At 38.3% G+C, this 22,227-nt stretch carries 27 protein-coding genes; 6 read left to right on the plus strand and 21 right to left on the minus strand.

Features of this window, described 5'->3' with window-relative positions:
• Positions 1–13 precede the first annotated feature (13 nt).
• Together Q0W26_RS03505 and Q0W26_RS03510 are read left to right on the plus strand one after the other, a co-directional pair.
• Positions 14–451: an adenylyltransferase/cytidyltransferase family protein gene (locus Q0W26_RS03505; protein ID WP_298522465.1), complete on the plus strand. Its 438-nt coding sequence runs from the start codon at positions 14–16 to the stop codon at positions 449–451.
• Positions 452–487: 36 nt separating this feature from the next.
• Positions 488–1,276 carry a GNAT family N-acetyltransferase gene (locus Q0W26_RS03510; protein ID WP_298522468.1) on the plus strand — a complete coding sequence of 263 codons (789 nt, stop codon included), beginning with the start codon at positions 488–490 and terminating at the stop codon, positions 1,274–1,276.
• 248 nt (positions 1,277–1,524) lie between these two features.
• On the opposite strand, the gene Q0W26_RS03515 is transcribed toward Q0W26_RS03510, so the two are convergent.
• The gene (locus tag Q0W26_RS03515; protein WP_298522471.1) at positions 1,525–2,064 is read right to left on the minus strand and encodes a glutathione peroxidase; all 540 of its coding nucleotides are present in this window, start codon (positions 2,062–2,064) and stop codon (positions 1,525–1,527) included.
• Between the two features lie 64 nt (positions 2,065–2,128).
• Here Q0W26_RS03515 and Q0W26_RS03520 point away from each other — a divergent pair, with 64 nt between their 5' ends.
• Together Q0W26_RS03520 and Q0W26_RS03525 are read left to right on the plus strand one after the other, a co-directional pair.
• Positions 2,129–3,235 carry a cation diffusion facilitator family transporter gene (locus Q0W26_RS03520; RefSeq protein WP_298522473.1) on the plus strand — a complete coding sequence of 369 codons (1,107 nt, stop codon included), beginning with the start codon at positions 2,129–2,131 and terminating at the stop codon, positions 3,233–3,235.
• Between the two features lie 27 nt (positions 3,236–3,262).
• Positions 3,263–3,613 (plus strand): hypothetical protein, encoded by a 351-nt coding sequence (locus tag Q0W26_RS03525; RefSeq protein ID WP_298522475.1) that lies wholly within the window; start codon positions 3,263–3,265, stop codon positions 3,611–3,613.
• Positions 3,614–3,639: 26 nt separating this feature from the next.
• Here the strand turns inward: Q0W26_RS03525 and Q0W26_RS03530 are convergent, their stop codons facing one another.
• Genes Q0W26_RS03530 through Q0W26_RS03560 form a run of 7 tightly spaced genes read right to left on the minus strand, consistent with a single transcriptional unit; the run spans position 3,640 to position 8,114 of the window.
• Positions 3,640–3,933 carry a hypothetical protein gene (locus tag Q0W26_RS03530; RefSeq protein WP_298522477.1) on the minus strand — a complete coding sequence of 98 codons (294 nt, stop codon included), beginning with the start codon at positions 3,931–3,933 and terminating at the stop codon, positions 3,640–3,642.
• Complete coding sequence (locus Q0W26_RS03535; RefSeq protein WP_298522479.1) at positions 3,930–4,187, minus strand: hypothetical protein; 258 nt, start codon at positions 4,185–4,187, stop codon at positions 3,930–3,932. The genes Q0W26_RS03530 and Q0W26_RS03535 overlap by 4 nt, the downstream gene beginning before the upstream one ends.
• Before the next feature lie 16 nt (positions 4,188–4,203).
• On the minus strand, positions 4,204–5,373 hold the full coding sequence (locus Q0W26_RS03540) for a hypothetical protein (RefSeq protein ID WP_298522481.1): 1,170 nt from the start codon (positions 5,371–5,373) through the stop codon (positions 4,204–4,206).
• A 9-nt stretch (positions 5,374–5,382) separates the two neighbouring features.
• Positions 5,383–5,709 (minus strand): zinc ribbon domain-containing protein, encoded by a 327-nt coding sequence (locus tag Q0W26_RS03545; protein ID WP_298522483.1) that lies wholly within the window; start codon positions 5,707–5,709, stop codon positions 5,383–5,385.
• Complete coding sequence (locus Q0W26_RS03550; protein WP_298522485.1) at positions 5,710–6,264, minus strand: hypothetical protein; 555 nt, start codon at positions 6,262–6,264, stop codon at positions 5,710–5,712.
• A 36-nt stretch (positions 6,265–6,300) separates the two neighbouring features.
• On the minus strand, positions 6,301–7,188 hold the full coding sequence (locus Q0W26_RS03555) for an SseB family protein (protein WP_298522487.1): 888 nt from the start codon (positions 7,186–7,188) through the stop codon (positions 6,301–6,303).
• Positions 7,185–8,114 (minus strand): SseB family protein, encoded by a 930-nt coding sequence (locus Q0W26_RS03560; protein ID WP_298522489.1) that lies wholly within the window; start codon positions 8,112–8,114, stop codon positions 7,185–7,187. Before Q0W26_RS03560 ends, Q0W26_RS03555 begins: the two co-directional genes overlap by 4 nt.
• Before the next feature lie 280 nt (positions 8,115–8,394).
• Here Q0W26_RS03560 and Q0W26_RS03565 point away from each other — a divergent pair, with 280 nt between their 5' ends.
• On the plus strand, positions 8,395–8,688 hold the full coding sequence (locus Q0W26_RS03565) for a winged helix-turn-helix domain-containing protein (RefSeq protein WP_298522492.1): 294 nt from the start codon (positions 8,395–8,397) through the stop codon (positions 8,686–8,688).
• On the opposite strand, the gene Q0W26_RS03570 is transcribed toward Q0W26_RS03565, so the two are convergent.
• The 4 genes from Q0W26_RS03570 to Q0W26_RS03585 form a co-directional block, all read right to left on the minus strand.
• A complete protein-coding gene (locus tag Q0W26_RS03570; RefSeq protein ID WP_298522494.1) occupies positions 8,678–9,475 on the minus strand; it encodes an HIRAN domain-containing protein in 798 nt (265 codons plus the stop codon). The genes Q0W26_RS03565 and Q0W26_RS03570 overlap by 11 nt on opposite strands.
• 7 nt (positions 9,476–9,482) lie before the next feature.
• Entirely contained in the window at positions 9,483–9,632 is a 150-nt protein-coding gene (locus Q0W26_RS03575) for a hypothetical protein (RefSeq protein ID WP_298522496.1), read from the minus strand.
• Entirely contained in the window at positions 9,629–11,092 is a 1,464-nt protein-coding gene (locus tag Q0W26_RS03580) for an AAA family ATPase (protein ID WP_298522498.1), read from the minus strand. The genes Q0W26_RS03575 and Q0W26_RS03580 overlap by 4 nt, the downstream gene beginning before the upstream one ends.
• A gap of 249 nt (positions 11,093–11,341) precedes the next feature.
• The gene (locus Q0W26_RS03585) at positions 11,342–12,271 is read right to left on the minus strand and encodes a hypothetical protein (RefSeq protein ID WP_298522499.1); all 930 of its coding nucleotides are present in this window, start codon (positions 12,269–12,271) and stop codon (positions 11,342–11,344) included.
• 131 nt (positions 12,272–12,402) lie between these two features.
• On the opposite strand from Q0W26_RS03585, the gene Q0W26_RS03590 reads away from it, so the two are divergent.
• A complete protein-coding gene (locus Q0W26_RS03590; RefSeq protein ID WP_298522500.1) occupies positions 12,403–12,840 on the plus strand; it encodes a hypothetical protein in 438 nt (145 codons plus the stop codon).
• Between the two features lie 264 nt (positions 12,841–13,104).
• Here the strand turns inward: Q0W26_RS03590 and Q0W26_RS03595 are convergent, their stop codons facing one another.
• The 9 genes from Q0W26_RS03595 to Q0W26_RS03635 form a co-directional block, all read right to left on the minus strand.
• Positions 13,105–13,461: a hypothetical protein gene (locus tag Q0W26_RS03595; protein ID WP_298522502.1), complete on the minus strand. Its 357-nt coding sequence runs from the start codon at positions 13,459–13,461 to the stop codon at positions 13,105–13,107.
• A 129-nt stretch (positions 13,462–13,590) separates the two neighbouring features.
• Positions 13,591–13,767, minus strand: a complete 177-nt coding sequence (locus Q0W26_RS03600; RefSeq protein ID WP_298522504.1) for a hypothetical protein — start codon at positions 13,765–13,767, stop codon at positions 13,591–13,593.
• 180 nt (positions 13,768–13,947) lie between these two features.
• On the minus strand, positions 13,948–14,370 hold the full coding sequence (locus Q0W26_RS03605; protein WP_298522506.1) for a hypothetical protein: 423 nt from the start codon (positions 14,368–14,370) through the stop codon (positions 13,948–13,950).
• A gap of 249 nt (positions 14,371–14,619) precedes the next feature.
• Complete coding sequence (locus Q0W26_RS03610) at positions 14,620–15,429, minus strand: hypothetical protein (protein WP_298522509.1); 810 nt, start codon at positions 15,427–15,429, stop codon at positions 14,620–14,622.
• A gap of 2 nt (positions 15,430–15,431) precedes the next feature.
• Positions 15,432–16,208 (minus strand): hypothetical protein, encoded by a 777-nt coding sequence (locus tag Q0W26_RS03615; RefSeq protein ID WP_298522512.1) that lies wholly within the window; start codon positions 16,206–16,208, stop codon positions 15,432–15,434.
• On the minus strand, positions 16,192–19,302 hold the full coding sequence (locus Q0W26_RS03620; RefSeq protein ID WP_298522514.1) for an ATP-dependent DNA helicase: 3,111 nt from the start codon (positions 19,300–19,302) through the stop codon (positions 16,192–16,194). Before Q0W26_RS03620 ends, Q0W26_RS03615 begins: the two co-directional genes overlap by 17 nt.
• A gap of 24 nt (positions 19,303–19,326) precedes the next feature.
• Complete coding sequence (locus Q0W26_RS03625) at positions 19,327–20,550, minus strand: zinc ribbon domain-containing protein (protein ID WP_298522516.1); 1,224 nt, start codon at positions 20,548–20,550, stop codon at positions 19,327–19,329.
• A 63-nt stretch (positions 20,551–20,613) separates the two neighbouring features.
• On the minus strand, positions 20,614–21,429 hold the full coding sequence (locus tag Q0W26_RS03630) for a hypothetical protein (protein ID WP_298522518.1): 816 nt from the start codon (positions 21,427–21,429) through the stop codon (positions 20,614–20,616).
• Positions 21,430–21,433: 4 nt separating this feature from the next.
• Entirely contained in the window at positions 21,434–22,189 is a 756-nt protein-coding gene (locus Q0W26_RS03635) for a hypothetical protein (protein WP_298522520.1), read from the minus strand.
• Positions 22,190–22,227: the final 38 nt, after the last annotated feature.

The following is a 22,227-nucleotide window of genomic DNA, read 5'->3' on the forward strand; positions in this document are numbered from 1 at the left end:
AGGAAACGGAACCATGGAAAATGAAAAAAAATATAAAATCGGATTTACCTGCGGCGTTTTTGACCTCTTTCACGTCGGCCATTTGAACCTGCTTGAAAACTGCAAAAAGCAATGCGAAACACTGATTGTAGGACTGTGCACTGATGAATATGTTGAAAAGGTAAAGCATAAGGATCCTGTCTTCAGCCAGGAGGAAAGGTTCAGAATCCTAAGCGCACTTAAAATGGTTGACAGGGTGGAATACGTAAGCATTGAGGAAGTCACAGACAAGGAACTTGCCCAAAGGATATTCGGTTTTGACGTTCTATTCTCAGGTGACGACTGGAAGGACACAGACAGATACCTTAAAACCGAAAAGGAATTCGCAAAAATCGGAGTTTCCATCGAATATCTTCCATACACCAAGGGAATAAGCACCACATCCATCAAGGAATCCCTCAAGCAATATTAATAAATTATTTATATATTGCTTTTCTTATTTTTAACTATGATAACAAAGTGCAATTTGCAAAACATCAACCAGATTTACGATTACATCGCAGACGATTACCAGAACTGCCTTTACACCTATATTGACCTTGTGGAATACGGGCTTGAAAACGAAAACTTCAACGTCTGGATTCAGTACAATGAAAGCGATGAGATATGCTGCGTAATCTCCGAGTACTACGGAGGATTTCAGATTTACAGCAGGGACTATGACCTGATTGCAGATGAGCTTTCAGAGTTTCTTCATGAAATGGACTGCGAGGGCGTCTCCGGATGCAAGGACAGCATCGACCAGATAAGGGATGACTTTCCGGGCTACCGCCAGACTACAGGAATCATCGGAAAGCTTGAGGAGTTGACATATCCACCAAATCCCGATGCATATTCAGCATCCATAGATGAGATGGAGGAGATTGCAAAAATAGTTTCCCTGAATGAAAACCTAAGCAAGCACCACACCTACGAGTCACTGCTCAAACAGTTCCGTGAAAGAAAGGAGGATAACTTCGGGAGAAATTTCCTTCTTCGTGACGCAGAAAACGGCAAGATCATATGCCATGCCGCCACATATGCAGAAATTGACAATCTTGGCGTAATCGGCGGTGTTCTTACAACAGACGATTATCGTGGAAAAGGATATTCAAAAGGAACCCTTTCAGCCATATGCAGCCAGCTTCAATCTGAAGGAAAGGATGTCTTTTCAAAATTCATCATTCCTCCGGCCGTCAGAATGCATTACGGCGTCGGCTTTAAGAAGGTCGGCGACTGGATTACCCTTAAGAAATGAATGTTTTTTCAAACCTTATTTTTTTTCCACCACATTACCATCCCACATTTTCAATTAGAAATTGATTTTTTGAATTGTATGATATATATCCAACAATTCAATGAAGTCTGATTTTCAAAAACCTTTCCCTTAATGTTAATTATGATTCATTAAATTGAAATTAGAATCATAAGTGGTGATTTGATTGAAGGTGAAATCAATTATATTGACGTCTGGTTTCGGTTGAAATTTCATTATAAAAAAAGAAATTATAAAAGAGCCTCTACGGCCTCTTTTACATCATTCAAGTCTTCGGTAGGTTCGAATCTTCGAACCACATTGCCCTGGCGGTCCACAAGAAACTTGGTGAAGTTCCATTTGATGTCGTTGCTGTCCTTGTAGTGCCTGTCTTTTGCCTTAAGCATCAGCTTCAGGGCGGTTGCTCCCTTTCCTTTCAGGTCTGTGAAGGGCTGCTCCTGCTTAAGATATTCGTATAGCGGTGATGCGTTCTCGCCGTTGACGTCTATCTTTTCGAATATTGCATATGGCACGAGCCATTTTGAGCGGCAGACTTCGGTGATCTCTTCGGTTGTTCCCGGAGCCTGGCTGCCGAACTGGTTGCATGGAAAGTCCAGGATTTCAAAGCCCTCTTCGTTGAATTGGGCATATATTTCGTTGAGCTCTGTGTACTGCGGTGTGAATCCGCATTTGGTTGCTGAGTTGACTATAAGAAGCACCTTGCCTTCGTATTCACTTAGGCTTACAGGGTTTCCTTCGCCGTCTTTCACTTCAAAATCATATACTGACATTTTTTCGCCTCCATGATTGGATTGTACAATAATCTTAATTATCATTAAACAGATATATAATGTTATGTCAAGACAATCAAAAATCGTTAAAACAAGCATAATCGGAATTGTAGTGAACCTGATTCTGGTTGCATTCAAGGCAACAATCGGAATACTGGTCAACTCCATTGCAATCACACTGGATGCGGTCAACAACCTCACCGATGCCCTATCATCAATCATAACAATCATCGGAACAAAGCTTGCCGGAAAGGCGCCTGACGAAAAGCATCCATATGGATACGGAAGAATAGAATACTTCGCATCAGTCATCATTGCCGCAATCGTGCTCTGGGCGGGAATCACAGCCCTTATGGAGTCATGGCCCAAGATTTTCAATCCCGACGTCACAAGCTACACCACCGTCTCACTTATAATCGTTGCTGTGGCGGTCATTGTCAAGTTCGCCCTCGGTCGCTACGTGAAAGGCGTCGGAGAGAAAATAAACTCACAGGCCCTTGTGGCCTCCGGAAGCGACGCATACTTTGATGCAATACTGTCATTTTCAACACTGGTTGCGGCGATTGTCTCCATATTCTGGCACATCTCCCTTGAGGGGATTTTGGGAGTCATCATCTCCATAGTAATCATTAAGGCAAGTATCGACATGATACGTGAAACCGTCGACAGCATGCTCGGCGAAAGGGTGGATGCGGAACTTGCACGCAAGCTTAAGGAAACAATCATGGAGTTTCCGCAAGTCTACGGCGTGTATGACCTTTTCATTCACAACTACGGACCTGAGGACATCCAGGGCTCAGTCCACATCAAGGTCGACGATTCCCTTACTGCAGTCGACATACAGAAGCTCACAAGACTCATCTCAACAAGGATATATGAGGAATATTCAATCATAATGACTGCAATCGGAGTATATGCAAATTATGACACCCACAAGGACATCCAGGACGATCTGGCCGAGATTACCTCAAAGTATCCTGGAATCCTTGAGACACACGGATTTATCGTGTATGAGGAGGAAAAGCTCATCACCTTCGACATGATTGTTGACTTCAAGTTCAACCGTGAGGAAATAAAGGGAAAGGTGCTTGATGAAATCAAAAAAAGGCATCCCGAATACAACTATATCATAATTGACGATTTCGATACAAGTGATATAAATAAGAGTTAGGACAAATATTAAAGCAGGTGAAAAACCATGGATAGGAAAAATATAATTTTAATAGCAATCGTTGTACTGGTCATTGCTCTTATTGCCGTTGCGGCATACATCTACACTTCAGACAGTTCCCCAGTGGACATCACCAAAAACGTAACCAACCAAAACAAGACTGTCATTGACGTTGACAAGGCTGAAAACACCACTGTTGTCGGCGACAACTCCACAAGAGTAAATGAGACAAACAACACAAACCAGACACACAAGGTATACAACCCTCAAAGTGACTCATATGTTGAAGTCATCGGTGAAAAGTTCGATGAGGACGTAGAGAGATGGTACACATATGACACTGACGGCGTTAGATACTACAATACAAGAATTAATTAACTTTAATTCTTGCCTTTTCTTTTTTTTTAGTCCAGAAACACTTCATTGATCAGATTATCCCTGTAAGTGGTGTCGTCCTTCAGGTCTTCTATTTCATGAATTACATTAAGTTTCAAGTCTTCAAGCTTTATGCGGGTTTCAAGGTCATTGAAGTCCACATCAAAGAAAAACAGGCACTTGACCTCCATGTCCTGATTGTATATCACCCAGCTTGGCCCGTTGATGTCAAGAAACCTCACAGACCATCTGCTCATGATATCGGAGATCTTGGAGGTGGTGTCATCCACGTCAAAATCCGGGCCAATTACAATTTCCCTCATTGGTAGAATACCTCAGGGTCGCTTTGCGGAAGCGTGATTTCAACTTCCTCAGGGTTATAGATGGCGAACATCACTATCTCGCTTTTTTTAATTGACATTGCCTGTGCGACGTTGTCGTTTTCGAATGAAACCATTGCAACGTTCACCCATTCGTCGTCCTCGCCCAGATACCTGCATGGCTCGAAGAGCTGGTATCTGGTGATTATTGTAAGCAATGTCTCATCCATATTGACCTTCTCGCCTGAATGCTGCATGGCGAGTTCCGCTACCTTATCCCTGATGTTCATTATTATCCTCCCAGTGTGCGTTGTACTCCTTTAAGGTTTCCACGTTTTCCATTGAAATTGCAAATCCGTCACATACGACAAATCCGATTGCCTGAACCATTCCCCTGCTGTTTAAAAGGGTGCAGTTTTCCAAAGCCAGGTTCTTATAGTCGGGCTTGTCGAGAATCTGCCTTCTGAAGATGTCCTTGATGTCTGCCAAAAGCTCATCGTCGATGAATGACTCAAGTATGTCCTTGATGTCAGCTGAAAAAGTGTTTCCAATAGTCTTTAACATTTCGATTTCCTCATCAGGAAGATCTATTGTCCTTTGTATATTTAAGAATGAGGAATAGTCCTGATATCCGAAAAGGGTGAATCTGCCTTCAACTGTATGTGCCGCATATTCATCGATTAACTGGTTTATCGGAGTGTATGACAGGATGAACACTGCAATCGAGTCGATGAGGGATGTCTTTGTGCAGTCCAAAAGATGGCATAACGCCTGGGCTACGATTTCCTTTAGGAGGAAATGTGAAAGCTCATGGAAAAGTGTTGTTATCATGAGAGCCGGAAGCTGCCTGTCGTCGACATAGATCTTGTTGAACTCGAAGTATCCGAGCTCCCCTCCGTATGACTTGTAGTCCACATTGACGAATGACTTTGCAAAAAGAAGCACCTTGTCCTCAATCGAAAGCGAATTGAGGTTGATGTCGTTTTTCCTGACCGCTTCGTCAAGTGTCCTCAGCACGGACTGCTTGATGTTTCTGATTATCCTTCTGTAGTCCGTTATTGTAAGCTTGAATCGGTTTACACGTTCAAGATTTTCCTCGGTGAGTATCTCCTCAAAGGAATTGAAATTGTTTGTCCCTTCCACATTGAACTCAGGGCTGATTTCAAGGTCACGGACACTGACATCCTTGATGTCCTTGAGCTTCACCATGCAGTTGAAGCAGACCAGTTCGCCATCTGCAAACTCCTCTCCGCATTTCGGGCAGAACTTGGTTTTTTCCACAACTTCAAAATCACAGGAATCAAAATCAATGTCACATACCATATCACCCATACGTTCCATACGCATGGACTTGAATGCAACCGGAGGATAGAGGATATCGGCTATCGCATTTCTCTTTCCTACGTCATCATGAGTGTATCTTGACAGTTCATTCAATGGCATTTAAAGCACCTAAAGCATCAGTGCGGTAATAAATGAAAGTATCCAGACGACCACTCCAAGGCCTATCACGATTCCCCCTCGGGACTTCGCCTTTGAGGAATCCTTTCTTGTATAAATGTATATTCCGATTATGATTCCAATCAGAGGTATGAGGATTGAAAATATTATTCCGACGGCAAATGCAAGGGTGTGGTCGTTTTCAACTACAGGCGGATTGTACTGGTAATTGTTTGTACCTGAAACGTTCTGGAAGTTTTCAAGGCTTTTTCCACAGTTTTTGCAGAACTTGGCATCATCAACCAGCTCCTCACCGCAGTACGGGCAGAACTTTGACATTCACTCGCCTCCGAATAGCATGTCCATGAGCTCATCCTCATTCTTGTAGAAGTTAAGCTTCATGAGGGTCATTATGTTTTCGGGAGCCCCTACAAGCTGCGCCATTGCACTCCATGGGATGAACACGGTTTCGGCGCCTTCCTCATAGCACACCTTAAGCGCAAGGGGGAGATTGAGGACATTTTCCTTTGAAAGTACCACTGTGTTGTCGTCAAGGCTTCTGGCTTTCATGAGTGATTGCATTGCAACCATTTCCTGAAGGGAGTAGTCGTCGACTTCAGCAGAGCCGTTGAGGTTTTCAACTAATGTCTCATCACCGTTGAAAGTCAGCTTATATACATGCTCGCCTTCAACGAAGTAGACCTCACCGATGTCAATAACGTTTTCAAGAAGGCTTTTGTGCTCGACCTCATGGTAGTCTTCGGGAATGGGTGAGGGCATCTTCACATAGGAAGGCATCCCTTCGCCGGCTATGATTTTAAGAAGCCTGATGATTTCTTCATTCTGCTCCTGTATGTTCTTGTTGATTTTGATTAGTTCGGATAATTCAGACATGGTTAATAGTTTAGGTCTCTTAGCTATTAAAAATTGTCATAGTTCGAAAATGTAGTATATTGAATCGGAAAGCCTTTCGTCGTCTGCATACTTCTCAAAGCCCAGCGAGTAGTTCAAAAGCATCTGCCTTGAAATGAGGACATCGTCTGATGACGGGTTGAGGATGATTCCGTCCATGTCCTCAAAGAGAACGTAGTTTACAAGCATCGAGAGATTGATCACCTGGGCGTATCTGTGCTTTCTTGTCTCGACTTTTCCCATCTTTTCCTTTGATGAGAATATTGCAGCATACTTTCCGCCGATTTCATCCACATGCATTGATGCCACAGGCCCTGTAATGCGCATGTCAAGAATTCCATCTGTAAAAAAAGAGGATAAATCGTTTTGTGATGTCATCATGACCATGATGGTTGAATCTGACATCGCCTCAAAGAGCACCTCATAGTCTCGGGAGCCTTTCCAGATTTCAACAGCCCTTTCAAGACCTTGATTATCGTCGTCTGAGAGCAACTTGAGCGTTTCGGGCGCGTATGGATCAGGTGATACGTATGTGGTTTTTGGAATGTCTGTGATTGCAAGGATGAACTCCTTGGTTAAAATGTAGTTTTCGGATGCCGGATTGAGGATGTATCCTTCAATGTCTGAAGTGTTGAGTATGTTTCGGTAAAGCTCGAATGAGTTGGAAAAGACCTTGATATCATCGTCCCCATAGAACTTTGCAACCTCATCCATATCCGTGAAAATGGGAGTAAGGCTGGCTTCGCCGTCTCCATATATATCAAAAACAAGTTTTCCGTCAACTTTTCGTGACGGAATGAACAGATTGGAATAGCGAAGCTCGTTAATAAGCCTTATAAGTATGTCTTTGCTTTCGCAAAGGCAGTAATCTCCGACTGCATTTCTTAAATGTTCATGTGTTTTCATAATAGAAATGCGTAATCCAAACAGTTTCTGAAACTGTGGTCCTCTACGATGAGCTCAATTCCGCTTGCCTGTGAGAGAAGCTCTGATCTTGGAATGGTATATTCTTCGCCATAGGGATTTATGATGACGCCATCCATATCGTTTCTCAGCACAAAGTCAAACAGTTCGCTTACCTTGGTAAGCTGCGCGTAATAGCTCATCTCACTGTCTTTGAGTGCCGCCCTCCCAATAGCATCCTTATCTGTAAAGATTATCCCGTATCTTGATTCGCCGTCCTCAAGTGTGCAGAGGCTGAATCCGTCAACGTCTTTGGCTTCGATGACTCCGTCCTTTGCAAATTCGTCAAGAGGCTCGGAGCTCACCACAAGATTTAAAGGAGTGGAGTTTGAAAGCTCGACCATAATTCCCTCATAGTCGTCCCTGTTGGACGCATCTGAGATGAACTTGATGAGGTCTTCGTTGGAAACTGATTCGTAGGCTGCCTTTATTTCATCAAGAGAACGTGTTTCGATGTCATCGAATGAAATTGTGAAGTCCTCCATGGCGAACTCTATGATTTCCTTTGGAACTTCAAAGCACAGGCTTTCAACGTCGATTATGATTCCTTCAATGATTTCGTCAGCGGCTATTCCGCCGTATATTTCGAATTCATTTGGGATCGGTTCGTATTCGCTGTCCTTATCGTAATGCTTATAGAATTCCTCTTCGGATGAGAAAAGAGGCAGGTACACCTGGTCTGTGTCTTCATCCACGAGAGTTTCATAAACAAGTTCCTCACCGTTGTCGATGCCAGGGATGAACAGATTTGACACCTTAAGTTCGAATATGAAATCTGTCACTACTCTAGGCTCGGCAATGTCATTTCCAAGATTTTCCAAATCCTTTATGGACTTTATCAGATAATGGTTGCTAAATGTTGAAGTCATAATAATTTCCTTTATTTTATAAATCAAGTGTGTAACACTTATGATGACACAACCCTACTTTTTGCAGGAAAGTGTCGACAATATTACACAATTCAATTTTTGGCATTACCATTATATATTATTTTCTATAATTATGTTAATACGGTATAAATAAGTTATGAATAAAAAGATAGAAAATTGAATTAAGTTATAGAAAATTCGACATAATTAATGAAAAAGATTAATATCCACATAATAGTGTGCAAAATCCTTATTTTTAGATATAACATATAATATACACATGAATAATGATATAAACGATGAAGAGACATGGAATCTTATAGGATTCGTCAAAATTTCACCCTACAGATACCAGGTCATGAAGGCCCTTGAGGATGACTATCTCATGCCTTCAGAAATCGCACGAATCACCGGAATGAAAGCCTCACAGGCATCAAACGCACTTATGAATCTGAAAGGCAAAGGCCTTGTAGAATGCCTGAACGAATCCGCCAACAAGGGAAGGCTATACCAGAATACCGAACTGGGCATCAGGATTTTAAATCTCATTGACCGCAGGAAGACTAGGGTATGACCCTTGCAATGACAAACTCGTTTTGAAAAATCATTATCACCTCAGCCTTTGAACCGTCACCGACCATTGACCTCACCTCTGATGCCGGAGCGACACCGTTTATGAGAGTGTACTCGCTGTTTGCAACGTATCCCACAACCTCATCGGCGATCCTGCATGCTATCGCATCAGGGTCATGCTCGTTTTCATCGTCCCTTACAAGCTTTAGAATAGTGCCCTTCTCGAACACTTCGATTCCCTTGTAGAAATTGACTCCTGTGACGTTAATTAAAACGTCGTTTCTATGTGCTTCAAACTGGGCAAGTTCGCTTTCAAGGATTTCGAGTTCATCATAACGCCCTTCAGCTTTTAAGAAGCACTTTCTAGCGTCAATGTGCATCTCCTCTGACTGGTATATTTCGCCTTTCAAAAACCAGTATTCAGGAGAATCCTTGCCGTCGGGTGAAATCTCAAGTGCCTCATCGACGAGATCCATTGCCCTTTCAAGATTGCCATCCGGGAAATATGTCACCTTGGCCCATCTGTACAAGGCGTCGGCCTTCCTTAAAAGGAGAGTGTCGTCTTCAGCAGTTTTGAGTGCCTCATCAATATATCCGACCGCTTTTTTGTAGTCTTTTAAACTGATTTTGATTTCTGCCTTGAGCTTCGCTGCTTCAGGTGAATTATCACCTTCTATCAGTTCGAATGCCTTTTCGAAATCACCCTTTTCGATTAAGTCTCTGGCTTCATCCAAAGGGTCCTGGGGTTTTTTAGAAAAGTCAAGGGTTGACTGGTAGGTTTCACGCATGCTATCCCTAAAGTATGTAGTTTGCAATGAACACCAGAAGAGAGATGATGAAAAGGATTATCACTGCACGGCTGTTCTTTCCACGGTTGATGTATATCAGCATCCCCAAAACCACAATGAGAATGCAGTTTATCAGTCTGATTAGAAGCGATATCATTCCTCACCCACCATAAAGTCCTCATATGTCAATGTGTTGAGCTCATCATCTGTGATTTCCTTTTTCGGAGCCAGCCTGTTTGCCTGTGCTGTGAGTACCTCTTCGAAGAAGTTCCTCACTGACCGGCCGTTGGCGAAGTTCTTTGAGCGTGTCTCATACATCCTCTTGCAGTACTGCCTAAGATATTCATCAGCGCCGTCATCAAGCTTCAGGCTCGCCTCGCTGCACATCAGCATGAAAATCTCATACAGCTGCTTGTCGTCATAGTCATCGAAGTATATGAACTTGTTGAACCTTGACTCAAGGCCGGGATTTGATGATAGAAACTTGTCCATAAGGCCAGGGTATCCGGCGACAATGACAATGAGGTCATCACGATGGTCCTCCATTGCCTTGAGGATTGTGTTTATTGCCTCCTGGCCGTAGTCGTTTTCGCTGCTTGATGCAAGCGAGTATGCCTCATCGATGAATAGTATTCCTCCGAGGGCTTCCTGTATCACTTCCTGTGTCTTTATTGCGGTCTGGCCGACATATCCTCCCACAAGCGCTGACCTGTCGCATTCTATGAGATGGCCCTTGGAAAGGATTCCTATTTCATGGTATATCTTTGAAAGGAGCCTTGCGACGGTTGTCTTTCCGGTTCCGGGGTTTCCTGAAAACACCAGATGAAGGCTCATCGGAGGCTGCCTGATGCCCCGCTCCTGCCTGATTTTCCTGATCTGGACAAGGTTTATCAATGAATTGACGTCCTTTTTGACCTTGTCAAGTCCGACAAGCATGTTGAGCTCATCGAGATAATCATCAATTGTCTTTTCCTCCTGCTTTTGGGCAGGCTTCATGGTCCTTTTCGGTACCGCCTTCGGCTCGGTGAGTTTTGGAGCGTATCCGTTAAGTGCCTTTGTGAGGTTCATGACGTATTTCTCATACCTCCTCTGGACGTCATCTGAAACGTCGCCGTCAACGGTTATGAAAAATCCCCCTACAAGCTTGAAAGCCTTGAGAAGGGAGTCTGTGAAGCTAACTGAATCATAGCCGAGATACTTCTGGAACTGGTCGTATTCGCTTAGGAGCCTGAATGAGATCGGAAGCTCGGGAAGCTCTGACTTTTCCATGGTGCTTATGACGTCTGTGGAGTAGTCAAGGTCTAGAAGCTCGTTTATGAATTCGGCTTCGTTGTCTGTGACGCTTTCATCTGAAAGGCCGAGATAGCTCAGCCAGCTTAGAAGGTCATCGATGATTGCGCTTTCAACGGTGTTTCCGTTGCCTTTCCACTCGCTTGTAAGCGGGAAGATGTCCAAAGGCATTCCGTCCACTGTCCTTACCATTATGAGCAATTGGGATGTGTAGTCCTTAAGGTAGTTTATATCGACTTTCTTCACGTCTCCTGCGCAGAACGGGCAGGAATCCTGTGAGTTATCCAATAGTTTTCCGCAGTTTTCACAGATTGTCCACTCCAACATTTCCAAGCACCTCAGCTTTAACGATAATATATTGGAGATGAAAAGTAATATAAGTTGTGTTAAGAATTGAAAAGCGTCAACTTAGGGCAGCACATCCTGATGAATCCATAACAGTTTTATTGTTTAATCGTTGACGTTAAAAAATATTGCTCAGCGCTTAAATGATTGTGATGTTTTTTGACATTACCGTTTGAATTATCGACCGTTAATGTGATTAAAAATAGGTGAAAAATTGATGGGAAAATGGAGCTAAATCCCCATGAGCCTTGCGATGATGTAGTCACGTGCATAGCGAAACATCACTTCCGCCCGCTGGTTTGTCTTGATCTTGCCCTTTAAATCAGTTGCGCTTTTAACGCCGTCGATGAGAGTATTGTCGCTATTTGCAACGTAACCTGCGGTGATGCCGTTTCTCTCAACCCTTATTGCGTCAGAATCATGGATATTTGATGGTTCGGCTATTAGCTCGACGACATTGCCCTTCACAAGCGGGCCTGCATCCCCATAAAATGAAGTTCCAGTGATGTTTATGAGAATGTCTGTTGAGCTTTCGATAATTTTTCTCTGGCGTTCCATCTCTCGCACTTCTTCCTCCATTCCGGATGCGAGAAGATAGCATGCCCATGCGTCGGGGACGTTTCCCATGCGCTCAAGAATCTTACCCTTAATCCTTAGATACTCATTACGCCTGGAGTCATTGCTTACAAGTGAAAGCGCCTCGTTTATGCGGGTAAGTGCGCTTTTCAGATTCTCACCTTTTCTCTCATTCATCTCGGCAATCCGTGAAAGCGAATATGCCTTGTTGTTTTTGACGACCTCGGATGACGGGTTGTGCTTCAAAGCTATAGTGTAGTAGTCGATTGCCATCTCATAGTCATGCATGTCCTCAAGTATGATTGCCTTGACGTTCCAGTTGTCAAAATCGTCTGAGTCAAGCTCAAGGGCACGGTTGATTTTGTCAAGTGCCTCTTCGTATCGCCCATCACATCTAAGAGCCCAGGCCTCGTCGTGAAGCATTTCTGATTCGCTAATTTCACGTGGGGCCATACAGTCATCATCATCGTCGTCGCCGTTGAGGTATCCCATATAGGGGATGTCGGGAACGCCCACGCTGTCTCCCCAGTCTTCAGGGTCTCCAACCTGCCACTGGTAGGGCCCATATCCGTCGCCGTCAGACATTGGCGTCACCATCATTTAATGATTTCATATTACTATATTGTGTATACGATGTTATAAATGTTTTGGATTATAACAACATCATTATATATCTTGAACATTATACATCTACATATAAAACTTTGAGGGAGAATATGAATAAAAAAATAATTGCAATATTGTCTTTGGCCATACTGGCCGTAATATGCATGAGCGCTGTTTCAGCAACATCAGACGGAAAGCAGGCGACAATCAGCGGAGTTGACTATAACATCCCTAGCGGATTTGTCGAAGAGAAGGACTTGGATGTAGACGCAAAAATGGACATCAACGACTACACAATGAAGATGACCGGAAAAGGATATACCAAAAACATGTCCGCATTCATGGTGCTCGTAACCGAGTATAGTGGAATGGACATACCTGACAGCTTACTTGACACCCTTTCAGGTGACATGAAAAAGATCAATGGAGTCACAGGACGTCAAGACTACAACGGCACATACACCACATTCAGCTACCTTAAAAACGGAAAGCTTGTAGTAGTCTCAGCAACCGACGACAGCCTTCTTGGAAAGATTGTCGTTAAATAAAATTTATATTTTGAATCGATGCCCTTGCGGAAGCTTCCGCAGGCCATTGATTTAAACCCACTCTTTTTTTTTAAAAAATTAGAAAACCATCAAAAAAAAGTCAGCTTGAAGAGAAGTTGTCAAAAAAACAGAATCGCAACTCGAAAGAGTCGCATCGGCATTTCTGCCGATGCTGTGATCCGGCTCTTCCAAGTTTAAATAAAATCATTTCAGATTAATTATATGTAGGAACTCATTAATATAATTATCCCTTTTTTGCCGCCGTCAGTGCAGAAGATTGTCAAGATATCTTGGAGGCAGATTGCTCAACTCAGGATTTTCCTTAAGCTTTTCAAGCTTTTCATAGTTAATGTTTAGAGGCACGTCATTTAACGGGGTTTTGATTTTCTGTTTTGGTTTATAGTCGATTTTAAAGACTCCTTCAAGATTGAGTCTGACACCCTCACTTTGAAGCCTTGAAAGCTCACCCTCAAGGTAGTCGAGTTCAGAGTTTGACTTCTCGCATGTGCCCTGACATTCGCCGGTGAATGTGCAATCATCAATTGTGAAGTCAATGCCGTTGTTTGATGCTACTTTTCTTCTAATCTGGTTTGCGATTTCGCATATGTCCCTACCGTTCATGTTGTCACTATCCGTAATTCTCTCCGACCCATCCCTCGTTCACGTCAGGTGATGAGCCGCACTCAGTGCAATAGTCATCGTCGTCATCGTTCATGCATCCGCAGTATTCGCATTCCCACATAGTTTCACCTATTCGAAATAGCCGTCATCGGCGTATCCGTATTCTTCAAAGTCATCGTAGTTCAAATCGTCATTATCGTCATAGTCGCCGGTCCAGTCAGGGCTGTCTGACAAATCAGATCCGCATTCCTCGCAGGTTGCTCTTTCAGGACTGTTCAGGTACCCGCAAACGTCGCATGTTATCATTTTAATCCCCGTTATTTTTTAAGATGTTTTTTCTTAATTTCTATATAAATTATCGTTATAATAATTCTACATTATTACAATTAATAATTACCATATGACACAGAAACTTACTTTAAATGCTATTGTAGATTAAAACTAAAATATGAATCAATCAAATCCCCATCTTGTGAATTATAATAATCATCTAATTAACTCTTCTCTTAATTTTCTAGCTCGTTTACTATTGTCAGGACCCCATGTACTGAATGTAGGGGCATCTGGAAAAGCATAATGAATTTTACCAAAACCTACATCATCTTTTGATTCAATGTAATCTTTATTTTTCTTAAGAGGTTCCTTCTTATATTCTGGTTCAGTTTGATGGGATTTGGATGTTACTTGTTTGATTTGTTTTTTAATTGTTTTATTTTCTTTATGAATCTTTTTAACAGGTATCTTATTTTTTTCATCTTTTGTCATTTCTTGAAGTTTTATTCCTTTAATTGCAAGTTTAAATTTTAAATCATTGCAATCCCTTGCTTCAATTTTAAAGTTATCTTCGGCATAAATATATTGAAAAAGTCCATTGGTCTTCCAAAGATTACGATATTTTGTAGGTTCCATAATTTAACTTATTATTAACTTGTATATAACATTTCTTATATTAACATAAACGATTGGAAATTTAAAATTTATTTTCCCTTACACACAATCATATGTACTGGTTGAGATTAAAACAGTATGAAACCATGTTTGAACTAAAGTGAATTAGAATAATGCTTATTAATAACATTACCTGCAAGATAATAATTCATTTAAGGAAGAAACTTCTTAACTATTTCATCTATTAAATCATATCTATAAATTTGTAATTCATTTCAAATAATTCTCAATGAAATTATTGAATGTAACATTATCAACAAATCCTGCACTATAAACAATCCCTGCTTTTTCATATCTTCTGTGATAAGTCTGTAGGCTTGATTCGTATGATGCGTCAAGTTCCCTGTCGTGTTTTTCACGGGCAAGCTTTTTACAAACAGATGGAATCATGTTGGATGAGCGGTATGATCTGGAGCGTGTCCTTTGACGGTTAGCCTCATAATCAGCTGAAATAGAAACTACACGGTAAATTATTCTTGATGATGCTAGAAACTTTCTGATGTCTAAATATTCAACGTCATTGTTAGCGTAATACTCCTCATAAATCAAAGGCAAAGCTATTGTGACAGTTTCCAATGGTTTTGCAGCAAGGCCGTTTAGCATTTTATCTGAGTATTTTGAAACGATTTTATCAAGAGAAGATATTTCATAGGATATTTCATCATTGTAATTTTTGTTTTTTAAACTGTCAACGACTTTAACAAGAGAGCATTTGCTTGAATTTTTGAATAAATAATCTCCTTTAAACTCAATCAAGAAAATAAAAAAGTTATCACCCTGTTTTTTAAACCAAATTGCATCTGTTGTGCGTGGAGTGAATAAAACTCCTCCTTCCTTAAATGTTTTACAGGAATGACAAATTTCATCCAATGCATACATCTTAAACTCAGTTACATCGCTTTCGGGAAGTATTGAAACACCCTTTGCGTTTTCTGCAATCTTATGTGAGGGCCAATAAAATTGATTGAAAGATTGTAAAAATTCAACAAATTTGGCTTCATCGGTTGTTAATGCAGTCATTTTTACTCCTTAAAAAGAATTTTAGCTTTCAAATTATCCAGTTCATCATATGACCTTGTCAGGTTTTCATAAATCTCCCCCATGTTTTTAGGGCTGATTTTTTTGAAATTGAATTTGTCATTTTCCTGTTTTTTAGTTAAATAGAAAGTTGTGCTTTTAATCAAATCATAATACTGAGCATAAAGTGAAATTGCCTCAATAAAAATAGGACTGTAAGAATTCAGATACAATGTAATGTTTAGTTCTTTTGCAAGCAAAACCAGTATCTCTGCAAATTTTATTTGCCAGTCAGAGTGCAAGTTTGACTCCGGCTCGTCGATAAATAGGAAGGAATTTTCTTTAAGCGAGCCATTGTCAAGTAGAAGTTGAATTACCCCAATCTGCTTAATTCCAGCTGAAGAATAACAGTCATCACTGATTATGCTTCTGATTTTAGATGAAATGTTTGATGTGAAATCCCTATTTTCAACTTCAAGGCATTCCTTAAGATGTCTGATATGATCAAAATTTAAAATATGCAAATCCTTTAAATCAAGAATTGAAATGCTTTCAAGGTAGAAAACATCACTGAAACTCGAATCGGAAGAAAATTCGACATTACTTTTGTTAATGTTAGAAAAACCTTCATTTTCAAGGAGTTTTTTATCTTTTAGATAACAGTACAATAATTTCGATGCTGTGGTTTTACCGCTTGAATTGACTCCACATACAACATTGATTCTGCTGATGTTAATCTCAGCATTGTTAATGACTCCTACATCCTTAATTTTGATTTTCATACAATTCCTCCGCATATTCTTTTGGTTTGCAGAAATATCTATATGAACAATGACCACATTCTTCAGGATTTTGAGGTTTTTTGGCAAAAATAGGATTAGGTGTACCAATTTCAGATGCAACTTTATTTAACCCTGCCAATTCATTTTCCAGCACATCTTCATCTATTTCAACAACATGCTGATAATCTCCTAAAACGAAGTGGGTTATTGCATGTTTCACTTTAACATCCTTATATTCGGCAATTTCTCTAATTGCAGCTGCATAAATGTACAACTGTTTTGTATAACCGTCAATATGGTCTTCACTATATTCGGCATATTTGTAATCAAGAATAACGATTTCATTTTCACCGGTTTTATATACCAGATCAATTGAACCGTTTAAAAGATAATTTCCTTTATCTATTTCAAATGCAAGTTCAGCGTCCAATACTTCACGATTTAGAGAATATTTCTCATAATATTCTAGGACATTGTTTTTGAACTCTTCATACTCGTCTGGATTTGCTTCTATATCAAACATTGATTTATAGGCATCAAAAGTGATTTGTGATAACTCCTCTTTAGTTAAGATTTCACCATCTTTAAGTTTAAGATTGACCGTCTCCATTATCTCGTGGAAAACTGTTCCCCGATTGGCAGCTTTAATGCCTGAACGGGTAAATCCTAAATTATAGCCCAAATCATATTTGAATGGACATGAAAGATATTTTGTGTATTTTGAATAGTTTAGTGTTACCTGTTTACTTTCCGATGTTCCATAATGCTCAGCAATCTTAACTTGACTTAAATCTTCGAAATTGAACTTTGTTGTATAATCTCTAATCCATTCAATTTCCTCGGGAGGATTACCAATTGTCGATAATATCAATAAATCCGCTGCACGAGTCATTGCAACATATAAAACCCTATCTTCCTCCTCAATGTCCAATTGATTTTCCTCTTCAATTGTAATTGGAAGGTGTTTAAACTCTCCATTTTCATCTTCCTTTAATATTGTCTTGAATTTCAGATATTCATTTGGAGTGTAGAAAGTATCATTTGGGAAAATAAAGTCCTTTTCACGATCTGGATCTTTTGAAAGCATTGGGAATTTATCCTGTTCAAGAGAAGTGATTATAGTTACTGGAAACTCCAATCCTTTAGCAGCATGGATGGTCATAAGCTGAACGCCTCTGAACTCCTTTTGATAAGATTCGTAATTTCCAATTGCACTTCTCAAAAAGAAGAGCGCACCTCTTACATCAGTTTCAGAAATGAAAGATTCATAATTAGATATGGTTTGAGTCAATAATGCGAGATTAGCAATCTGATTATAGCCAAGTTCAATATCAAAGAGATTGCTTAATGAAATCAGCCTATAAAAAACGTTTAGTATTGTTGGAGGTTCTTGGGAGTTAATTTCATTTTTAATTTCATCAAGTTTTTCAAAGAAACCCTTATCTTTTCCGTGGATTTGGTTTAAATCAATTTCAGGCAGTTTTAAAGATTTGAATATTTCAATTAATGTTTCCTGGTCTTCATTGTTTTTTACATTATGGACTGCACGGACAGGTTTTTTACCCTCATTTTCTCTGAGTTCATTTTCAATTCTCAGAACCTCATCATAATAGGAATCCTGCAAGTCATTTAGATATGATTTAGTTGATTGATCGAGTGAGAAAATTGATGGTTCATAGTATTCTCCGCAAAATGCTTTAAGGTTAAACTCTTTTAATTCATCTTTAGATGGAACATATCCGAAATCTGTCTTTCTAGATACATACCACAATAATGTTATGATAGTTTTTACTTCATTTTGTTCTGCAAGGTCACTTTGACCACGGACGGAATAACCTATTTCATTTTCATTAAGCTTTTCAATCAGAGCAGCCAATGTCTTATCACTGTGTTTTCTATACAAAATGGCAACATCCTCATAACCCTGAATCAAATCATTTTCCTTTAAGTATCTGATAATTTCAAAAACATTCTCTGCTTCTGTATCGCTAGTATCATTTTCAAGTAAAAAATTAGGATTATTATAACTTTTTCCAGCACTTTTCATGTGCTTTTTAGAAGTTTCCTTTCTTTGAGGAGTGATAAACGCCTCTGTTAACCTAACAATATTTTCAGTTGATCTGAAATTAACATCCAAACTTAAAACATCAGGGTTTTCCAATTTAACCAGTTCATCGAAAAAATCATTATAAGAGCTTCTAAAAGCATAAATATGCTGGTCCACATCACCAACGGCAGTGAAATAGTCGCATTTTTCCTTTAAAATCTGAAAAATCCTAAACTGCAATGGGTCAGTATCCTGAAACTCGTCAACGAAAATTGTTTTAAACTGAGTTTCACTGTCTTTTTCCAATTCTTTTAATGCTTTTAGCTGTAAAGTATCATAGTCAACATAATTAAATTCGTCTAATAATTTTAAATAAATAGGGTAAGCTTTTGCAACCTGCAAATACCTTGCATTATACCAGGATTTTTTATGCTCTTGAACCTCTTCATATTTATCGGGATTCTCCTTTTTAAGGCTTTTAAGGTTTTTATCATAATCATCAATGCGCTTTTTGGAAAAATAACACATGGAATTTACAAAATCAATGAATTCTTTTGAAATCACTCTTGTATCGGAAATATATTTGGCTAACTCTTTGGAATTAACATTAAAACAGGTATATTCACCAAACCTATTTAATATTGCTGGAATTTGATAATCTAAAAGTGTGGATTCCTTAATAAAACCGAGTTCCTTTTTAAATTTCTGAATGAATAAAGTCTTTTTTTCTGAAGTATCATCATCCAGCAATGTTGCTGAAATGTTTTTGGATTTTAAATATTCTAAACAAAAAGAATGGATTGTGGAAATTTGCATTTTCAAAACAACATCATTTGAAAGTTCTTTTCGTAATTTAAATTTTAAATTATCGGCAGCTTTTGTTGTGAAAGTGATTACAAGAAAAGTGCTTGGATCCACACCCTTTTTAATTAATTCTAAAATCCGTGCAACTAGAACTGTTGTTTTTCCAGAACCTGGGCCTGCTTCAACCAATAATTCTTTTCCATCAAATTCTATAACTTTTCTTTGATTTTCTACAAATTCCATTAACAAAACCTCCAGACATCATAATCATAACAAATCCTTTTTCTTCTCTTCCAGTTCCTCTTTAGTGATTATTCCCCTCTCATACAAATCAGCATACTTTAACAAATCATCAACCCCGCCCGGACTTTTCTTATTTGAATTATATTTTTGAATATACTCATCAATAACAATTTTTAAAGCTAGAGCATCATCCGTTTTAAATTCAAAACCTTTGTCTTGAAGGGTGAAAACAATCATGTCATAATTTTTGAATTTACCTGTAGATACCAACTTAATCTCATTGAATGGAATTGAATATTTTCCAGAAATTATTATCTCATCATCTGCAATATGCAGTTTGTTTTTGCTCCAGCTAATTCCATCATCTGCTGCGGCTGCAAGACCACCTAAAAGTGATCCCACACCTCCTAAAACCAATCCTGCATTTAAAGTACTTGACAGTGAATCTTTATTACCGAATAATCCTTCAGCAGCCCTTCCAACAGCACTGCCCATCATTTCCCCTTTTATTGCACCTTGAATAACATCATCAGTCTCTTCAATTCTTGGAATTTCAATTAAAGCAGTTTTCGTTGCTCTGATTTCTATAATATTTTTTTGATGAAGTTCCTCTTTAAATATTTCATTACGTTTTCTATCCTCTTCATCCTGAGCCTTTTTGATTTCTCTTTCAACTTCACGTTCCTGTCTTTTTTGCTGCTTGACTTTATTTCTATGGGATTGAATATTAGATAATACTTCATTAGCATCTCCAAAAAAGTCTTTGGTTGACTGTGATAAATTGCTTGTAGTGGATTTGATTTTTTCTTGAGAGTCATCGGAAATATTATTGTTAATAAAATTGGAACCTGATTGTTTTACTGTGTCAGCAGCATTTAATATTCCATCTTTGGCATTGTTTAAATACTCATTACTGGAGACGAAATCGCCTCCTGACTTCCTGATATTGTCTGATGCAATTAAAACGTTTTCTTTTGCATTGCTTAAACGTTCATTTTCATCAATAATGCTTCGCTCAGGATCATTTCTTATTTCCTGATAATTTGAAATATTTTCTTTAATTTTATCAATATATTCATCAGGAATATTGTCATGTACTATTTCAGTTCCTCTTTCTTTTACGAACTCATCCACCCTATTTACAGGGGATTGTCCATCAACTTCAGGCCATGTAATTGCATCTCCACAATTACTACAGAATTTAACATTTCGTGTGAGATTTTGACCACATTTATCACATTTTACCATACTAACCACTAAAGAATACTATGTTTAAAAACAGTTAAAATAATTTCTCCGAATTTAATAAAATCAACGGTCATAATCATGATATGAAATTCTTCTCGGAATAACAAAACCTTCGCCCTCATTATTGTTTCTTCTTTTAAAAGAACCTTTACGCTGCTTTTTACCGGAAATTGACATGCCTTCACCAACAGCATAACCATTATTATATTCAACTCTTGTTTTAGCATGTTTAGATTTCTTTTTAGTGTTTTTCTTGTAATGTTCCCATTTTAGTGTGTCTAAATCTTTATGAAACTTGTAATTTCCCAAAAGAGGATTTGAAACATAGTTTGAAAAATCAATTAACAAATCAAGATTTTTAATCAGGTCACTGCTTTCAATATCGCCCAGTGAAATATAATACAGACATGAGTCTTTATTTTTACTTGCATACTTTAGTGAGAAATTTTCTTTAAATAAATCCAAATCATATTTAATTTTTAAAAATACTAATAACTGATTATCATATAATCTAAAATTTGATTTTTTAACATTAATATTATAAATTAAAGTTAAGTAGGGTCTTGATTTATGGTATTTACTGAAATAATGAAATATGACTCCCTGCCCATAAGTTAGTTTTGAATAGGAAATATCAAAAAAATCATTATAAAAACAGTTCAGCTTGTTTTTGGATGATTTTGGAATGAATTCCAAATCCCAGATAATATATGAATCATGATTAAAGAAGCGTTTAAAAGATTTATTTAATCTATACTCTGATAAAACTTCTTTTTTGTGTTTTAGTTTGTGTCCGCATAATACGCATTCATTATCCTTTGGGACAAACAGATGGCAATTCGGACATAACATTAATTGTTTTGAGTTTTTACTATTCATTTAATCACAATAACGGATTTAATCTTTTATAAAAATATGCATTTTCATTTCCAAAACCTTTGGAACCCCATTCATACCAATATTGAACAGTATCATAGCTGACATTTGCTATTTTTGAAGCTTCTTTTAATGAGCTTGTTTTTTTATAAGCTTCAATAACACTATCCATTTGTTTTAAAAGTTTTTTAGTTTCCAAATTCTTAAAATAATTATCAATTTCAATTATCTGATTGTAAAAATTAGAATAATATTCATTATAATTGTCTTTTCCACCATTAAACCAATGTTCAACAGTAAAAGGATTAATATTTGACTCAATAGCTGCTTGTTTTAGATTTTTAGTTTTTTCATAATTTTTTAAAACATCACCCATTTGAGATAACATCTCATTAACTCTTTTGATTTTTTCTTCTTCTAACGTCTTTTGTTTTTTTATTTTCAATTCTAAATCAGATATTTGTTTTTCCAAATTATCTTTTTCGATATTTAATTTATATAATTCCTCTGTTAGTATAATGTATTTATTCCATTGCTCATCAATTTTAAATTTAAGATTATCTTCTTTTCTCTTGCAAATTTGAAATGAATCAAAATCATTTTTTAAGACAAATCGTTCCTTATCTTCTTTAACTTTAAAAAGTTCATCATTTAATGGTTTAACATTATTTTCAGCATCAATTTTAGCTTTTTGAATTTGATTTTCTAAATTCTCAATAAATTTATTTAAATCATTCAACTCTTGTTTTATAGTAAATTGCATATTTAATTTTATTTATTTAAATATAATTTATTCTATTT

It is taken from the genome of uncultured Methanobrevibacter sp., from assembly GCF_947169325.1.
Lineage (GTDB): Archaea > Methanobacteriota > Methanobacteria > Methanobacteriales > Methanobacteriaceae > Methanocatella.

What these genes read in the sequence shown, in the direction of transcription:
- Q0W26_RS03505 (WP_298522465.1), top strand. Translation starts at nt 14, where the DNA reads ATGGAAAATGAAAAAAAATATAAAATCGGATTTACCTGCGGCGTTTTT.
- Q0W26_RS03510 (WP_298522468.1), top strand. Translation starts at nt 488, where the DNA reads ATGATAACAAAGTGCAATTTGCAAAACATCAACCAGATTTACGATTAC.
- Q0W26_RS03515 (WP_298522471.1), bottom strand. Translation starts at nt 2,064, where the DNA reads ATGTCAGTATATGATTTTGAAGTGAAAGACGGCGAAGGAAACCCTGTA.
- Q0W26_RS03520 (WP_298522473.1), top strand. Translation starts at nt 2,129, where the DNA reads ATGTCAAGACAATCAAAAATCGTTAAAACAAGCATAATCGGAATTGTA.
- Q0W26_RS03525 (WP_298522475.1), top strand. Translation starts at nt 3,263, where the DNA reads ATGGATAGGAAAAATATAATTTTAATAGCAATCGTTGTACTGGTCATT.
- Q0W26_RS03530 (WP_298522477.1), bottom strand. Translation starts at nt 3,933, where the DNA reads ATGAGGGAAATTGTAATTGGCCCGGATTTTGACGTGGATGACACCACC.
- Q0W26_RS03535 (WP_298522479.1), bottom strand. Translation starts at nt 4,187, where the DNA reads ATGCAGCATTCAGGCGAGAAGGTCAATATGGATGAGACATTGCTTACA.
- Q0W26_RS03540 (WP_298522481.1), bottom strand. Translation starts at nt 5,373, where the DNA reads ATGCCATTGAATGAACTGTCAAGATACACTCATGATGACGTAGGAAAG.
- Q0W26_RS03545 (WP_298522483.1), bottom strand. Translation starts at nt 5,709, where the DNA reads ATGTCAAAGTTCTGCCCGTACTGCGGTGAGGAGCTGGTTGATGATGCC.
- Q0W26_RS03550 (WP_298522485.1), bottom strand. Translation starts at nt 6,264, where the DNA reads ATGTCTGAATTATCCGAACTAATCAAAATCAACAAGAACATACAGGAG.
- Q0W26_RS03555 (WP_298522487.1), bottom strand. Translation starts at nt 7,188, where the DNA reads ATGAAAACACATGAACATTTAAGAAATGCAGTCGGAGATTACTGCCTT.
- Q0W26_RS03560 (WP_298522489.1), bottom strand. Translation starts at nt 8,114, where the DNA reads ATGACTTCAACATTTAGCAACCATTATCTGATAAAGTCCATAAAGGAT.
- Q0W26_RS03565 (WP_298522492.1), top strand. Translation starts at nt 8,395, where the DNA reads ATGAATAATGATATAAACGATGAAGAGACATGGAATCTTATAGGATTC.
- Q0W26_RS03570 (WP_298522494.1), bottom strand. Translation starts at nt 9,475, where the DNA reads ATGCGTGAAACCTACCAGTCAACCCTTGACTTTTCTAAAAAACCCCAG.
- Q0W26_RS03575 (WP_298522496.1), bottom strand. Translation starts at nt 9,632, where the DNA reads ATGATATCGCTTCTAATCAGACTGATAAACTGCATTCTCATTGTGGTT.
- Q0W26_RS03580 (WP_298522498.1), bottom strand. Translation starts at nt 11,092, where the DNA reads ATGTTGGAGTGGACAATCTGTGAAAACTGCGGAAAACTATTGGATAAC.
- Q0W26_RS03585 (WP_298522499.1), bottom strand. Translation starts at nt 12,271, where the DNA reads ATGTCTGACGGCGACGGATATGGGCCCTACCAGTGGCAGGTTGGAGAC.
- Q0W26_RS03590 (WP_298522500.1), top strand. Translation starts at nt 12,403, where the DNA reads ATGAATAAAAAAATAATTGCAATATTGTCTTTGGCCATACTGGCCGTA.
- Q0W26_RS03595 (WP_298522502.1), bottom strand. Translation starts at nt 13,461, where the DNA reads ATGAACGGTAGGGACATATGCGAAATCGCAAACCAGATTAGAAGAAAA.
- Q0W26_RS03600 (WP_298522504.1), bottom strand. Translation starts at nt 13,767, where the DNA reads ATGATAACATGCGACGTTTGCGGGTACCTGAACAGTCCTGAAAGAGCA.
- Q0W26_RS03605 (WP_298522506.1), bottom strand. Translation starts at nt 14,370, where the DNA reads ATGGAACCTACAAAATATCGTAATCTTTGGAAGACCAATGGACTTTTT.
- Q0W26_RS03610 (WP_298522509.1), bottom strand. Translation starts at nt 15,429, where the DNA reads ATGACTGCATTAACAACCGATGAAGCCAAATTTGTTGAATTTTTACAA.
- Q0W26_RS03615 (WP_298522512.1), bottom strand. Translation starts at nt 16,208, where the DNA reads ATGAAAATCAAAATTAAGGATGTAGGAGTCATTAACAATGCTGAGATT.
- Q0W26_RS03620 (WP_298522514.1), bottom strand. Translation starts at nt 19,302, where the DNA reads ATGGAATTTGTAGAAAATCAAAGAAAAGTTATAGAATTTGATGGAAAA.
- Q0W26_RS03625 (WP_298522516.1), bottom strand. Translation starts at nt 20,550, where the DNA reads ATGGTAAAATGTGATAAATGTGGTCAAAATCTCACACGAAATGTTAAA.
- Q0W26_RS03630 (WP_298522518.1), bottom strand. Translation starts at nt 21,429, where the DNA reads ATGAATAGTAAAAACTCAAAACAATTAATGTTATGTCCGAATTGCCAT.
- Q0W26_RS03635 (WP_298522520.1), bottom strand. Translation starts at nt 22,189, where the DNA reads ATGCAATTTACTATAAAACAAGAGTTGAATGATTTAAATAAATTTATT.